Annotated in this window: 9 protein-coding genes; 6 read left to right on the top strand and 3 right to left on the bottom strand. The window is 70.4% G+C overall.

Going from position 1 to position 15222, the window contains the following annotated elements:
- Position 1: 1 nt before the first annotated feature.
- Both DS837_RS04985 and DS837_RS32550 read left to right on the top strand, forming a co-directional pair.
- Positions 2-4081 (top strand): tetratricopeptide repeat protein, encoded by a 4080-nt coding sequence (locus DS837_RS04985; protein WP_149163720.1) that lies wholly within the window; start codon positions 2-4, stop codon positions 4079-4081.
- A 465-nt stretch (positions 4082-4546) separates the two neighbouring features.
- On the top strand, positions 4547-5698 hold the full coding sequence (locus DS837_RS32550; protein WP_247889776.1) for a DUF2325 domain-containing protein: 1152 nt from the start codon (positions 4547-4549) through the stop codon (positions 5696-5698).
- Between the two features lie 41 nt (positions 5699-5739).
- Here the strand turns inward: DS837_RS32550 and DS837_RS04975 are convergent, their stop codons facing one another.
- The gene (locus DS837_RS04975) at positions 5740-7761 is read right to left on the bottom strand and encodes a methyl-accepting chemotaxis protein (RefSeq protein WP_170295746.1); all 2022 of its coding nucleotides are present in this window, start codon (positions 7759-7761) and stop codon (positions 5740-5742) included.
- 327 nt (positions 7762-8088) lie between these two features.
- Between DS837_RS04975 and DS837_RS04970 the strand changes: the two genes are divergently transcribed.
- Complete coding sequence (locus DS837_RS04970; protein ID WP_247889775.1) at positions 8089-9174, top strand: hypothetical protein; 1086 nt, start codon at positions 8089-8091, stop codon at positions 9172-9174.
- A 30-nt stretch (positions 9175-9204) separates the two neighbouring features.
- Here DS837_RS04970 and DS837_RS04965 read toward each other — a convergent pair whose 3' ends face one another.
- On the bottom strand, positions 9205-9606 hold the full coding sequence (locus DS837_RS04965) for a DUF1398 family protein (protein WP_149163718.1): 402 nt from the start codon (positions 9604-9606) through the stop codon (positions 9205-9207).
- Between the two features lie 30 nt (positions 9607-9636).
- Positions 9637-9987: a MarR family winged helix-turn-helix transcriptional regulator gene (locus DS837_RS04960; protein WP_247889774.1), complete on the bottom strand. Its 351-nt coding sequence runs from the start codon at positions 9985-9987 to the stop codon at positions 9637-9639.
- A gap of 514 nt (positions 9988-10501) precedes the next feature.
- Between DS837_RS04960 and DS837_RS04955 the strand changes: the two genes are divergently transcribed.
- From DS837_RS04955 to DS837_RS04945, 3 genes are read left to right on the top strand one after another with little or no spacing between them, the layout of a single operon-like run.
- Entirely contained in the window at positions 10502-11278 is a 777-nt protein-coding gene (locus DS837_RS04955) for a substrate-binding periplasmic protein (RefSeq protein ID WP_149163716.1), read from the top strand.
- 19 nt (positions 11279-11297) lie between these two features.
- Complete coding sequence (locus tag DS837_RS04950) at positions 11298-12107, top strand: substrate-binding periplasmic protein (protein WP_149163715.1); 810 nt, start codon at positions 11298-11300, stop codon at positions 12105-12107.
- A 13-nt stretch (positions 12108-12120) separates the two neighbouring features.
- Entirely contained in the window at positions 12121-15162 is a 3042-nt protein-coding gene (locus DS837_RS04945; RefSeq protein ID WP_149163714.1) for a hybrid sensor histidine kinase/response regulator, read from the top strand.
- Positions 15163-15222: the final 60 nt, after the last annotated feature.

Below are 15222 nucleotides of genomic sequence, written 5' to 3'. Positions count from 1 at the left end.
CATGCCCATTCCTTCGCCCCCGCACCGCCTTGCTTCCCCGTCGGCTCCCACGCCCGCACCGGCCATGGCGGCGGGATGCGCAGGCGGCGGTGCGGGGGCCGGCGCCGAAGCGCGCCTCCGCGCCCTCCTGTCCATCGACTCCGCCAACGAGGAGGCCTGGCTCCGGCTCGGCGGCCTCGCGCTGGGCGACGGACGCCACCGCATGGCGGCGCGCTGTTTCGCCCGTCTGATGCTTCTGGCCCCCCACCGGGCCCAGGCCATGCACAATCTGGCCGAGGCGATGCGGCTGGCCGGACGCAAGCGGCAGGCCGCCATTGCCTTCACCCGTGCCCTGCGGTTGCGCCCGGACTATCCCAAGGCCCTCGCCGCCTACGGCCTGATGCTGAAGGGGGCCGGCTCGGGCCGCCCCGCCCGGCACCTCGTCGCGCGGGCCCTGGTGGCCGATCCGGCCTTCGCCACGGGGTGGCGCAACCTGGGGGCGCTGATTCAGGAGGGCAACCAGCCGGATGCGGTGGCCCGGCTGCTGCGCCGCGCCGCCCAGTGCGCCCCCGGCGACGCCGCGATGCAGGCCGCCTACGGCCTCGCGTTGTGCGAAACCAAGCAGACCGGCCCCGCCCTGGCCGTCCTGCGCCGGGCCGTGGCGCTGGACCCGGACGGGCCCGCCGCCCACGGCAACCTCGCCTTCGGCCTGATGCACGCCGCGGACACCGAGGGTTCCCTGCGGGCGACGCGACGGATCCGCCGGCTCGACCCGATGGCGCCGGAAGCGGATTCCCAGGAATCCCTGTCCTGGATAATGACCGGCGACTTCGCGCGCGCCGCCGCCCTCGTCAAACGTGCCCTCGCCCTGGCGCCCGACCATCCGGGATCCCTGGTCAACGCGGCGCTGGCCTTCCACAGCGTCGGCGGCGCCCGTGACAGCATCCGGTGGAACAAGCGGGCCCTGCGGCTCGATGCCAAAAGCCCGGTCGCCCGCTTCAACCTGTCGCTGACGCTGCTGCAGAAGGGCGATTTCGCCCACGGCTGGGCGCTGTACGAGGCGCGCTGGGCGATGTGGGGCTCCGCCTACCCCCGGCATGCCCCGGCCTGGGACGGCAGCCCGCTGAACGGCCGGAGCATCCTGCTGGTCGCCGAGCAGGGGCATGGCGACACGCTGCATTTCGTGCGCTACGCCACCCTGCTCGCCGAGCGCGGCGGCCGCGTCGTCCTGCTCGTCCAGCCCCTGCTGAAGCGGCTGCTCGCCAACACCCCCGGCGTGGCGGCCGTCCATGGCTTCGACGAGGAGGTGCCGGCCTGCGACGTCTGCGCGCCGCTGCTGAGCCTTCCCCGCCTGCTCGGCACCCGGCTGGAGACCATCCCCGCCGCCATCCCCTATCTGCGCCCTGAAGAGGCGGACCGCCGGTTCTGGCGCGACCAACTGGCGGGCGATCAACCGGCGGGCGGGCCACGGCTGAAGGTCGGGCTGGTGTGGGCGGGGGAGCCGCGCAAGAACGACGTCAAGGCCAACTCCGTGGACCGGCGGCGCAGCCTGACGCTCGCCGCCTTCGCCCCCCTGGCCGCTGTTCCCGGCGTCGCCTTCTACAGTTTGCAAATCGGCGAGGCCGGCGCCCAGGCCAAGGCGCCGCCGCCGGGCATGACGCTGATCGACCGGACCGGCGGCATCCGCGATTTCGCCGACACCGCGGCCTTCATCGAACAGCTCGACCTCGTCGTCACCGTGGACACCTCCGTGTGCCATCTGGCGGGTGGGCTGGGGGTGCCGGTCTGGGTGCTGTCGCGGTTCGACGCCTGCTGGCGCTGGCTCGGCCATCGCGAGGACAGCCCCTGGTACCCGACCATGCGCCTGTTCCACCAGGACGAGCCGGGCGCCTGGGAGGCGCCGATCGCCCGGCTGGCGGCGGCGCTGGGCGAACTCTCCGCCGGCCGTCCCGCCGGCCACCCCGCCGCCGTCCCGCCGCCCGAACCAGCAAGGACGGGGCTGGCCGCCGCCCTCGACGCCCACCGCGCGGGCCGGCTGGAGAAGGCCGCGGCCGGCTACCGGCGGGCGCTGGCCGCGGAGCCGGCGCTGGGCGACGCGCTGCATCTGCTGGGGCTGGCGCTGCTGTCCACCGCCGATCCGGTCCCGGACGGCGGGGCGGCGGCCGAGGCGTGGCTCCGCCGCGCGGTCGGCGTGGAGGGACGCCGCGCGGCCTTCCGCAACTCGCTGGGGGAGCGGTTCCGCACCGCCGACCGCGCCGGGCCCGCGGCGATCGCGTTCCGGCAGGCGGTCGCCCTCGACCCCGCCTACGCCGAGCCGCTGGTCAACCTGGCCAAGCTGGCCATGGCGGCCGGAGAGCCGGAGGCGGGCCAGCGCCTCGCCCGACGGGCGGCGCGCCTGTCGCCCGCCCTGTGCGACGCCTGGCGCGCCATCGGCCAGGCGGCGTCGGAGCAGGGCAACCCCGAGGCCGCGGCGACCGCTTGCCGGCGGGCGCTGGCGTTGGTGCCGGCCGACGGCGAAGGGCTGGGTCGTCTTGCCGGGGCTCTCGGTTCGCTGGGCCGTCGGGAGGAGGCCGAGCCGCTGCTGCGGCGCGCGCTGCGCAGGACGCCTGACGCGGCGCAGGCCTGGCGCGCCTTGGCCGACGACCGCCTGAAGCGCGGCGATCCGTCGGGGGCGGAACGCCTTCTGCGGCGGGCGGTCGCCCTCGCCCCCGACTTCCCCGAAGCCCTCAACAACCTTGGCGGAGCGCTGCTCGGGCAGCGGCGCCACGCGGAGGCCCGAACCCCCTATCACCGGGCCATGACGCTCCGCCCCGGCTATCCCGACCCCTGGAACAACGCGGGCAACGCCTTGCAGGAAGGTGGCGATCCGGCTGCCGCCATGGCCCATTACCGCCGCGCCGTGGCCCTGTCGCCGGCCCACCCGGTCGCCTATTCCAATCTGGCCGAGGTCACCCGCGCGTCGGCCGCGGCGCTGGCCGACTACCGGGCGGCGGAGACGCTGTGCCGCCGTGCCCTGGCGCTGGCTCCCGAGCATGCCGCCGCGATCAACGTGCTGTCGGTCCTTTGCCTGGATCTCCGGCGCCTGGACGAGGCGGAAGCCGGGTTCCGGCGGATTCTCGAAGGGGACCCGCGGAACCCGCAGGCCAACTTCAACCTGTCGCTGGTTTTGCTGACGGGGGGGCGCCTCCGGGAAGGGTGGGAGCATTACGAGGAGCGCTGGCGGGTCGGCGAGCTTCCCGTGCCCAAGGCGCCGGGCCGGCTGTGGACCGGCGAGCCCCTGGAAGGCCGAAGCATCCTGCTGCACGCCGAGCAGGGGCATGGCGACGTGCTGCAATTCGCGCGCTACGCCCCGTTGGTCGCCGAACGGGGGGGCGAGGTGCATCTGGCCGTGCACAGCGGTCTTCGGCGGCTGATGGAAGGGCTGCCCGGTCTGCGGGCCGTCCACAACCTGCATGACCCGCTGCCGGCGACCGCCCTGCACTGCCCGCTGCTCAGCCTGCCGCGGGCGTTCCGCACGGATCTCGACAGCATTCCGGCGGCCGTCCCCTACCTTTCCGCCGATCCGCGGGCGGTGGCGCGCTGGCGCGCCCGGCTGCCGGCGGACGGGCGGCTCAAGGTCGGGCTGGTGTGGTCCGGCGACCCGCGGCCGCACAGCCCCAAGGCCAACGCGGTGGACCGGCGGCGCAGCCTGACCCTGGCAGCGCTGGCCCCGCTGACCGCGGTTCGGGGCGTGGTCTTCGTCAGCCTGCAGAAGGGGGCAGCGGCGGCGCAGGCGCAAGAGCCGCCGGCGGGCATGGACATCGTCGACTGCATGGACGAGGTGACGGATTTCGCGGACACCGCCGCGCTCGCGCGCTGTCTCGACCTCGTCATCGCCGTCGACACCTCGGTGGCCCATCTGGCGGGCGCGCTCGGGCTGCCGGTCTGGGTGCTGTCGCGCTTCTCCGGCTGCTGGCGTTGGCTGACGAAGCGCACCGACAGCCCGTGGTACCCGACGCTCCGTCTGTTCCACCAGGAGGCACCCGGCGACTGGGCCCCGGCCATTGCGCGCATGGCGGCGGCGTTGGGGGACTATGGCGGACGGGCCGGTTCGCCGCGGTGAGGACTCGTTTCCGGGGGCCGGCGACGTTGTTGGGGCGTTGTCAGTTTGGCGGGCGCGCCCCACCCGTGGCCGCGTTCCAGTGATGACCACGCCGCCCAACCCTTGTGGCCCGAGCGTCTGAGCGGGACGGCGTTCCGTCATATGGCAATGCGAAACGGCCATTCGGAATTAGGATTCCGACGTGGGCGGAGGACGGACGCACAGGCCTGCAGAGATGCGGACGAATCCACGCGCCGGCTGATGGTCGAGCGCGTTATCGCGGCTGGGGCGCGTCCCCGGCAGCGGATCGCGTCGCTTCAGGATGCACCGGACCAGCATCGCTCTTCATTTGCAAATGCGAATGATTCGCACTATTAGTGGAGCATGTTCCGCTCCACCGCCGTACCTGGCTCCGGACGGAACCGGAAACCCAACAGCCGAAGCCGATCGGGGGCGGAGACGATGTGTGAGCGTTGTCGGAAGACCGTGCCATCCTGCGTACTGGGACAGGCCAAGCGCCGGAAGCTGTGGACGATTCCCACGGAGTATCACTGCTCGATCGTGGGCACCTGCCTGTCGTCGGAGGACGTGGCGTGGCTGTGCCGACGGCTGAAGCTGGTCCCCACGGCGGACGCCCGCCCCTACGACATCCATCGCTATTTCGTGGAGAAGGCGGCGGAGGACGGTCCGGAAGCCCGGCTGATGCACAAGCGGTTGGACGAGACCTTCGCCGCCGCGGTGAAGCGATTCGCGCGCGAGACGACCGAAGAGGGCTGGATGACGCTGTGGACCGCCGCGGTGGCCTCGGGCGAGGTGGCCGCCGCCTACTGGGGCGTGCTGAGCCACGGCGCCATGCCCGACGCGGTGCGGGTGCGCGCCTTCGCCGACGTGCACATGCTCTCCCACCTGATGGGGGGCGAGAACCGCCGCCAACTGCGCGAGAACCGCGATCTGGTCCGGCGCTGCGACGAGATGACCGCCCGGCTGGCGAAGCAGGAACGCGCCGCCGCCGAACGCGTCGCCGAGAAGGACGCCCGCATCCGGGAATTGGAAGCGCAACTCGCCGCACAGCGGGCCGCTCCTCCAATCGCTAACGCGTCCACTCCCCCGAAAGCCGCGTCAGGCCGGGCGCCGGGCCACGCGCGGCTGCTGCGCACCATGGACGCCCTGCACCGTCGCGTCGCCAGTGAGCGCATGCGCGCGCGCCATGCGGAGGCCGAGGTGGAGCGGCTGCGTCGCCTGCTCGACACCCCGGTCGCGCAACCCCGCCGTCGGTCCGCGGACGACGCGGCGGCCCCGACCGACCTGGGCGGGCGGGCCATCCTCTATGTGGGGGGGCGGACCAAGAGCCTGCCCCACCTGCGGGCGGCGGTGGAGACGCGCAACGGCTGTCTGCTTCACCATGACGGCGGGTTCGAGCAGACGACCCGCTGTCTGGAAGGGCTGGTGGAACGCGCCGACGTGGTGGTCTGTCCCGTCGATTGCGTCAGCCACGACGCCTGCCTGCGGGTGAAGGGGCTGTGCCGCCGCATGGGCAAACCCTTCGTTCCCATGCGCAGCGCCGGAGCCACCAGCTTCGCCCGCATCCTGCACAGTTTCGGCCAGGACGGCGCCGGGGAGGAGACCGCCCAACACTGAGCGCGGGCCGATCTACCGGCGCGGTCAAGGCACTGCGGCGGTCAGGCACTGCGGACGCCGCCGAGAAAGTCATCGACCTCGCCGCTCAGCCGCTCCGCCTGCTGCGATAGCTCCTGCGCCGCGCTCAGCACATGGGTGGCCGCCGCCCCGGTGTCGTTGGCCGCCTGCCGCACGCCGGCGATGTTGGAGGCGACCTCCTGCGTGCCGACGGCCGCCTGCTGGACGTTGCGTGTGATCTCCTGGGTGGCCGCGCCCTGCTCCTCCACAGCGGCGGCGATGGCGGTGGCGATCTCGTTCACCTCGCCGATCACGGCGCCGATGGCGCGGATCGCCGAGACGGCGTCGCGCGTGACGGTCTGGATCTCGGCAATCTGGACCGCGATGTCGTCGGTCGCCTGGGCGGTCTGGCTCGCCAGCATCTTCACCTCGTGAGCCACGACGGCGAAGCCCTTGCCGGTGTCTCCGGCGCGGGCGGCCTCGATGGTGGCGTTGAGCGCCAGCAGATTGGTCTGGCTGGAGATCGCCTGGATCAGCCCAACCACCTCGCCGATGCGTTGGGCGCAGCCGGCCATCAGCCTCACCGTCTCATCGGTCCGCCGCGTGTCCTGGACGGCCCGTGTCGCGATGGCCTGCGATTGGGCGGCGCGGTTGCCGATCTCCTGAATGGACGCGGTGAGCTGTTCGGTCGCCGCCGCTACGGTCTGCACGTTCGTGGACGCCTGTTCCGACGCCGCCGCCACGGCAAAGGATTGGTGGTTGGTCTGCTGAGCCGCCGCGGACATCGACCCCGCGGTCGCCTTCATGTCCGTCGCGGCGGATGACAAGGTGCCGACCAGCCCGCTCACCTTCGCTTCGAAGCCGCGGGTCAGCTGTTCCAGCGTGGCCGCCCGGCGTTCGCGGATTTTCCGCTCGCGCAGCTGCTCCGCCTCCAGCCGCTCGCGCGCGACGGCATGTTCCTGGAAGACCTGGACGGCCTGCGCCATGGCGCCGATCTCGTCGCGGCGCCCGGTGCCGGGAATGACGACCGCCAGATCGCCGTCGGCCAGTTGTCGCATGGCCCCGGTCATCGCCGTCAGCGGCCGGACGATCCGCCGGATCACCAGCAGCGAGCCCCCCAAACCCAGAACCAGGCTGAGCGTGAAGACGGCGAGGCTGACGAGCAGGTCGGATCGCGCCTCCTCAGCGGTCCCAGCGACCGCGGCGTCGATCGCCGCGCCCACCGTGCCGGCCAGCGTGAGGATGGAATCGATGCCCGCCGTCGCCTGGCTCATCCAGTCGTCGGGAGTCAGCGGGTAACGGCCATCCGCACCGCCCTTCAGCACCGCCTGCCGGGTCTCGGCGAAAGCTTGGAAGTACGCGACCTCGACCCCGTCGATGGCCCGCGCCAGATCGGGCGTGATGTCCGGCCGGGTGCGCAGCGCGCGGATGCCATCCCACGCCTGTTCCAGCCGCCCGCGGGACTTCGCCAGGGCTTCGGCCTGTCCGGGGGCGACCGGCCGGCTGCCGGCGACGAGGGCGCTGAACAGCGCGCGCTCCCGCCCGGCGTGTTCGGCCATATCCGCCGCGTAGCCGCGCAGCTGGACAAGTTGCAGCGTCGCCGGTTTCGGCGGAGGAGCGACCGCCTCCAGCAGCAGGCGCAGGGCGCCGATCCGTTCGATATGAGCGGTGATCGTGCCGCTGAAGCCCGACACCACGTCCGGCGACCGCTCGTCGGCGTCGCGGGCCAACGCCTCGTCCACCCCGCGCCGATAGTCCCGGAAGCTGGCCAACGATTCCTCCACCGCGCCCAGGCGCAGTCCGTGCGGGATCATTTCGGGCATGGCACGCAGGTCCTCCAGCGCAGGGCGCAGGGCGGCGTCGGCGGCGTCCCGGCGCTGGCGCAACCGGGCGAGCCGATCGGCGGAAAGCGGGCTCGCACCGTTCAACGCACCGTTGGTGGCGCCCCGCTCAAGGGCGAACTCGCCGGCGGCGGCGACCAAGCCGCCGGCCACTTGATTGACGTTCCGGTAGGCCGAAGCCGCTTCGACGCCGCGAAGAGCCACGAACGCGGCGTTGCCGGCCATGAAAATTCCCAGGAGGGCAAGTCCGCCAACAATTACTGGTAGAATGACATTGATGGACAATAATCGCATGGATTTACCCTCAAAAAAACGGACAGCATTCATCGACTCAAACGCAGGTCACGACGCCTTTCCTTGACTTCGGTCAAAGGACATCAAAACACCGGATCGTGATCGTGTTCCGAAGAAAATTCGGGAATTGACTACAGGTATTGCGGATCTGTTTTCATGAAATTTCCATACGGCTTTTCGAAACGGCCGGTCGAGAGGCGGCTAAAGTTGCAAAGCACCGCCCCGCCCTGTGCTACAGTGCCGCCGGAAGGAGCCGTCATGTCGTCTGAACACCCGTCGTCCGAAGCCTCTCAGCCCAGCCAGGATGCCCCCGAACCTCTATTGAAGCTGGGTGAAGCGCCTCGCCCGGCCGCCATGCCCGACGGCCTCGCCGCGGAAGTTGCAGGCTGGCGCTTCATTTTGCGCAGCCCGGTGACACCCAGCTTCTATTCCAAGCCGGGAACGCCGTGGCAGACGCCGCCGGAGGGCTGCCTGCGGGCCAGCGACCGTTGGAATCTGGATGGCGCCTTCCCCACCGACCGGCCCGTCGAGAACGGTGTTCAATGGGCGGTGGCGCGCTTCGAGGGTGGCGTGTGGCGTGTGGAACGCTGTGTGCCGGCCGCGCCACGTCCGGCCGTGCGCGACCTGCTGCGCCTGCGGGTGGAGCGGCTGACCGCCGCCCGCCGCTGGACGCACGGCGACTTGGACCTTCTGCAGAGCCTGCTGGATGGCGGAGCGCTGGTGGAGGCCACACTGCTGGGCGGCGATGACGGGCGGGCGCGCTCGCTGCGGTCGCTGAAGGCGCTGCATCTCGCCAGCGTGGCCTCCGCTGTCGATGCGGAGCTTTCCGAGGATGTGAAGGCCCTGCTCGCGGACGGCGCGGAGAGCGTCGTCTGGCTCGACGCCGATGCGCGCGAGATCGCCGACGGCATCCTGTCCTGGCACGCCAAGAAGCAGGCGCGCGCTGTCGCGCGGCTGACCCGGGGTGCCGAGGCGAAGCAGCGCGGCGACGACATCAAGGACGCGCTGACCAAGGCGGTGCAGCGGGCTTTCCCCCGCATCCCCAAGGAGGCCGCCGCCGCTGCCGCCGCCCGCTTGGCGCCCGGCGTGAAGAAGCTGGGCCGCATGCCGGCGCTGCAACCCATCGTGGACGCGGTGGCGGAGGTGCGGCTGGAGCGTTGGCGCCAGGCCGTGGCGTCGGAGCCGGAGGTGGCGAAGCGGCTGGCCGCCATGGAGGCGCGCGGCGACGCGAACCGCGCGCTCAAGCGCTACCGCGACCAGCGCGCGGTCGAGCGGGCGGAGGCCGAATTGAAGGAGTGGCGTGGCGACCTCGGCCCGGTGTTGTCCCGCCGCCTGGGGTGGTGACGGCCCCGGACCGGTGACGGCCGAGCGGCGTCAGCGCGCGCCGGGGAACCACTCGGTGTGGCTGTCGCCGTTGCGGCCGTAATAGACGACCCGCCGGCCCAGGATGCTCACCGTCCAACCGGCGCAGCCGGCCCGAAGCACCCGCTCACAGAAACCGCGGTAGCGGATCGCTCCGGCCTGGATGGCGCGAACGGCGGATTCCACGCCGTCGGCCGCGAAGTCCATGGCCGGCGGCACGGCGGAAGGCCGGATCTCCACCCGCTCCGTCGTCCCGTCCGGGAAATAGTAGGTCGTCTCCGCCCGCACGAGATCCGTGTGGTAGCGCTCCACCCCCGCGGCGGCCAGCGCCGCGACGACCTCGGGGAAGGTGATGCGCTCCTCTTCCGAAGCCCGGCTGCACTCCAGCAGGATGGCTGTGGTTCCGGCGGTCATGGGTCCCTCCGTGCAGTGTCGGATGTGCGGTCAATCGACGGGAATGGAGCGCAGCCCCATCCGGAGGACGATGCCTCTCAGCGTTTCCTCGATCCGTCCCCGCTCGGCGGGATCCAGGTGGCCGAAGAAGTCGAGATCGTTGAGGTCGGCCAAGGCGGACAGATCCGGCACCAGAGCCCGTCCTTCCGGGGTGAGCGTCAGCGTCTGGCAACGCCGATTGGCCGGGTCGGCGGATCGGGTGAGCAACCCCTTGGCGGCGAGGCGGTCGGCCAGTTTCGAAATCGCCCCGCGTGTCATGCCCAACCGGTCGGCCAGCAGGCTGGGTGCCGCGCCGTCGCAACCGTGGAGGTCGCGCAGAACCACCCACTCGGCGACGGTCACCCCCCTCCCCGCCAGTTTTGCGGCAAAGGCGTGGGACACATGATTCGACACGAAGCGCAGCCAATAGCCGAGATGCGCATCGAGCGGGCTGATGTTCGATTCGACCAGAATGCCCTCCCTCAGTTTCCTAGGAAACTGTCATGAGACGGTTTCCTTGTCAACGTCGTGGCCGGCATCCCCCCGCAACCGAGGATGTCGGGGAGTCCACCGGCAAGGTCGAGGCGCCGTCGCACACCCTGGCGGCCTGATGCTCGCCATGGCGGATGAAACCGGAAATAGAGATTGGCAAGGAACATGATCTGTTCGACACCGACGCGGTGATATGTTCCGGGGTTAAAACAACCTATAAGTTTACAGATCATCTTGACCGATCCGTAGGCGATGATATTGTCTCATGAAAGCCGGACTGCGGTCCGTAACAAGCGATAAAATTCAATCAGTGAGCTGCGTGTGCACGGCGCCGAAACGCTAGGCGAGCGCAACACTCCATCTTCCCGCTTTATCGAGTCAGTCCATGCACCGCCTGATGCCGTTCCGCACCGTCGCGACCTTGTGGCTTTCCGTCCTGCTCTGCGCCTCGGCGGCGGTGTCCGCCCAGGCGGATGAGGTCTACCGGGTGCTGACCTGGAAGATGGCGCCCTACGCGATGGTGGACGATCAAGGAAAGTTGACTGGGTTCGAGGTGGAGATCGCCCGCGCGCTTTGCGACACGATGGGCATCCGCTGCGAGATCACCGCCCTGCAGTTTCCGGAAGTCCTGGATCTGCTCGACCGCAACGCCGCCGACTTCGCGGTCGCCAGCATCCTGAAGACTCCGGAGCGGATGAAGAAGTACCTTTTCACCGACCGTCACAAGCGGTCCAGTTCCAGCTACATCGGCCGGGCCGGCGAATGGATGTTGGGCGTGGCGCCGGATCTGGCGGGGAAGCGCATCTCCGTTACCCGCGGATCGAAGCAGTACGACTACCTGACCGCGAAGAACGTCGGCGGCACGATCGAGATCTACGACGATCAGGCGGAGGCGTTGCGCGCCGTTCTGGACGGACGGGTCGATCTGGCGCTGGCTCCGACCGCCGTCACCGTCCACCTGCTGACCAGCGCGGAAGGGGAGGCGCTGGAGGTGGTGGGCGATCCGCTGACCGAGAGCGGGTTGGGCGGCGAATCCGCCATCGCCCTGCCGCTGGGGCGCGAGGAGCTGCGCGACCGCGTCAACATGGCCCTGCGCGCGATCCTTGCGGATGGACGCTATGACACCATCAGCTCCCGTTTCCTGCCCTTCCGGATGTACTGAGGCGCCGATGGGCTCACGCATGCGCTTCCCCACCGCATACGCCGTACTGACCGTCGCGGTCCTGCTGGCCGGCCTTATGCTGCCGCAACCGGTCCAGGCTGATGCGCCTCCGCCGACCGGCCGGCCGGTCCTGCGTGTCGTGGTCATCGACCATTCTCCGCCTTTCAGCGACCGCGACGCCGGAGGGGGCTTGGTCGGCTTCAACGTCGATTTCGGACGGGAACTGTGTCGCTCGCTGGGCGCCGTGTGCAGCTTTGACGCGGCCCCCTTCAAGCAGATCATCGACGACGTCGCCGCGGGCCGATTCGACATCGGATTCGGCAACGTGCTGCGCACGCCGGACCGGGAGCAGCGGCTCCTGTTCTCGATTCCCTACTGGCGGTCGAGCACCAGCCTGGTCGGGCACCGGGGCATGCCGGAACTGAGCCTGGAGGAGGCGATCCGCAGCCGGCGCGTCGCCGCCATCCGCGGTTCGCGGCAGCACGCGGCTCTGGTCCGTCTGGCCGACGCCGATCCGAAGCTGCAATCCAATCTGATCCCCGTGTCCACGCTCGACGACCTGTGGGAAGCCATGCGCAGCGGACAGAGCGACATGGCCATCGGTCCGACGCTGAACGTGGTGCATTTCCTGCTGTCCGACTCAGGAGACGGATTCGAGACCATCGGCACCCCGATGTCCGAGGACGGGCTGGGGGGGACCGTGCACATCGTCTTCCCGCCCGGCCAGCACGAGCTGAAGGCATCGGTGGACCGGGCCCTGACGGCCTTGCGCAACGACGGCACCTACCAGCGGATCAACCGCAGCTACTTCCCCTTCGACATCTACTGACCCGGTACCGGCCATGACGTCCGCCCGCGACCGCAGGCATCCCCGCGTACGGCTGCAGCCGGCGATTCTCACCGGCGGCGCGATTCTGCTCGCGTTGATCGGCATGCTCTTCGTCGGCATCGTCGCGGAGCAGGGCAAGATGGAGCGGCTGGCCGCCGACAGCCAGGACCGCATGGTGCCGCTGATCCTGGAACGTCAGCGTGCCGTCGTGAATCTGGAGCGGCTGAAGCAGTCGGGGGCGATCGTCCTCTTCACGGAGGACCCCCGCCGCCGCCGCGAGTCCCTGCTGGCCGCCCAGGCGCTGGCCTTCCACCCGACCTTCCAGTTCGATCCCACGCTGAAGCGGCAGGTGACGGACGCCTATTCGGTCATCCGGCGGATTTCCTCGGCGAAAGCCCGGCGGTCGGAGGGCGCTCCCGCCGGCGACACCCCCCCGACGGCCGAGGAGGAGCGCCTCGCCGAGACATGGGCGCAGACGCTTGTGGAACTGAACACGGTCGGCGACCGGCTGCTGGTCGACGTGACCGAACTGACGGCGGGCCGCCTGGGCCAGATCCAGGAGCGAACCCGTCTGGTGTCGCAGGTCATTCAATTCGCTTTCGTAGCGGTGCTGGCGATCTTCATCGCCGCCGGTCTGCTGATCCGCCGCCATGTGGTGCGGCCGCTGCTGTTTGCGGCCGACGGCCTGCGCCGCATCGGCGAGGGCGAGCGCGACATCCGGCTTCCCGGCGCCCGCACCCAGGAACTGGACAGCATCCTGAACGCCGTCGTCCGGTTGGGCACCCAGGCCGAGGAACTGCGCCTGACCCGCGACCGGGCGGAGGCGGCGTCCCAGGCGAAGGCCAGCTTCCTGGCCAACATGAGCCACGAGATCCGCACACCGATGAACGCGGTGATCGGCCTGTCGCATCTGGCGCTGAAGACCGACCTGACGCCGCGCCAGCGCGACTACGTCCTCAAGATCAGCCAGTCCGGCCAGCATCTGCTGGGCATCATCAACGACATTCTGGATTTCTCCAAGATCGAGGCCGGAAAGCTGAGCGTCGAGCGCACCGGCTTCCACCTGGACAAGGTGCTGGGCACCCTGGCCGACCTGATCGCGGAGAAGGCTGCGGCCAAGGGCCTGGAGCTGATCTTCGACGTCGCCCAGACCGTGCCCAGCGACCTGATCGGCGATCCGCTGCGCATCGGGCAGATTCTGGTCAACTACGCCAACAACGCGGTCAAGTTCACCGAGCGCGGCGAAATCGCCATCATCGTCCGGCTGGAGGAGGAGGTTGGCAGCGAACTGCTGGTCCGCTTCGAGGTGCGCGACACCGGAATCGGCCTGAGCAATGAGCAGAAAGGCCAGCTTTTCCAGAGCTTCCAGCAGGCCGACGCCTCGACCACCCGCAAGTACGGCGGCACCGGCCTGGGGTTGGCGATCTCCAAGCGGCTGGCCGAGTTGATGGGCGGTTCGGTCGGGGTGGACAGCGCGCCGGGTCGCGGCTCCTGCTTCTGGTTCACCGCCCGGCTGGGCCGCGACAAGCCGCGCCGCGTGCTGCTGCCGCGACCAGACCTGCGCGGCCTGCGCTGTCTGGTGGTGGACGACAACGAGAACGCCCGCGTCGTGCTGACCGACATGCTGGCGGCCATGTCCTTTACCGCCGAGGCTGTGGACTCCGGTCCGGCGGCCATCCAGGCGGCGCGATTCGCGGCACGCGAGGGCCGTCCCTTCCGCGTCGTGCTGCTCGACTGGCAGATGCCGGGCATGGACGGGCTGGAAACCTCCGCCGGCCTCGCCGCGCTGGAGTTGGACCAAGCCCCCCACCACATCATGGTCACCTCCTATGGCCGGGAGGAGGTGCTGAGGGGCGCCGAGAACACGGCGATCGAAGAGGTGCTGTTCAAGCCAGTCAACCCGTCCGCCCTGTTCGACGGCATCATGCGGGTGCTGGGCGCCGACGATCAGGCCGCGGACGCCCTCCCGGTGCCGGCCGCCGCGTCCACCGCCGACCTGCCGCGCCTGCGCGGCGCCCGCATCCTGCTGGCCGAGGACAACGATCTGAACCAGCAGGTGGCCTGCGAGTTGCTGGGCGACGCCGGGCTGGTGGTGGAGGTCGCGGAGAACGGCGCCATCGCCGTGGACATGGTGCAGGCGGCCCACTACGACCTCGTGCTGATGGACATGCAGATGCCCGTCATGGACGGCGTCGCCGCGACCCTGGAAATCCGTCGTCTGGGATTCGCCGACTTGCCCATCGTCGCGATGACCGCCAACGCCATGCAGACCGACCGCGAGCGTTGCCTCGATGCGGGCATGAACGACTATCTGGCCAAGCCCATCGACCCCGGCGCGCTGTGGGCCACCCTGCTGGACTGGGTGACGCCCCGGCCGGGGCTGGGCGCCGAGGCGCCCGCTTCCCTCCTGGCCCCGGTTGCAGAGGATGCGGGTGACCTACCCGTCGGTGTTCCAGGGTTGGACACCGCCACCGGGCTGTCGCGGGTGCTCGGCAAGAAGCGCCTCTACCTCGACCTGCTGCGCAAGTTCACCGCCGGGCAGCGCGGGGTGGCGACCGCCATCCGCACGGCGCTGGACGCGGGCGACCTCGCCGCGGCGGAGCGCCTTGCCCACACGCTGAAGGGCACCGCCGGAAACATCGGCGCCCACCCCGTCCAGGACGCCGCCGCCGGTCTGGAGGCGGTCATCCGCGACTCCGGGCCCCGCTCGGAAATCGACGCGCGGCTGGCCGAATTGGAACCGCCGTTGGGTGCTCTTCTCGCCCATCTTGAAGCGGCGTTGACACCGACGGGCACCGCCGCACCGTCCGGAGCCCGGACTGCCACGGTGGATGCGGACGAGCTTCACACCCTGTGCGGCCAACTCCGCCAGCTTCTGCTCGACAGCGACCCGGACGCCGAGGAGGTGCTGACGGCGAACGCCCACCTTCTGCAAGCCGCCTTCCCCGACCGGTTCGAGGCCATCGCCGGCCAGATCCGCAATTTCGACTTCGACGAGGCCGCCACCACTCTGGACTCAGCGTTGACCGAGCGCAGCGCGACTGTCCAAGCCTGACCGGCCGTCGGCCTTGCCGCCTCCCCAAATCGGAACGATCCCATGGACATTGCATCGCCC

This window comes from Azospirillum brasilense (assembly GCF_008365405.1).
GTDB lineage: Bacteria > Pseudomonadota > Alphaproteobacteria > Azospirillales > Azospirillaceae > Azospirillum > Azospirillum brasilense_D.
Note: the sequence above shows the minus strand (reverse complement) of the source record. Positions and strands in the feature narration are given on the sequence as shown.

Coding starts and splice junctions, on each gene's coding strand:
- DS837_RS04950 (WP_149163715.1), top strand. CDS start 11,298: ATGCGCTTCCCCACCGCATACGCCGTACTGACCGTCGCGGTCCTGCTG.
- DS837_RS04985 (WP_149163720.1), top strand. CDS start 2: ATGCCCATTCCTTCGCCCCCGCACCGCCTTGCTTCCCCGTCGGCTCCC.
- DS837_RS04955 (WP_149163716.1), top strand. CDS start 10,502: ATGCACCGCCTGATGCCGTTCCGCACCGTCGCGACCTTGTGGCTTTCC.
- DS837_RS04975 (WP_170295746.1), bottom strand. CDS start 7,761: ATGGCCGGCAACGCCGCGTTCGTGGCTCTTCGCGGCGTCGAAGCGGCT.
- DS837_RS04970 (WP_247889775.1), top strand. CDS start 8,089: ATGTCGTCTGAACACCCGTCGTCCGAAGCCTCTCAGCCCAGCCAGGAT.
- DS837_RS04965 (WP_149163718.1), bottom strand. CDS start 9,606: ATGACCGCCGGAACCACAGCCATCCTGCTGGAGTGCAGCCGGGCTTCG.
- DS837_RS04945 (WP_149163714.1), top strand. CDS start 12,121: ATGACGTCCGCCCGCGACCGCAGGCATCCCCGCGTACGGCTGCAGCCG.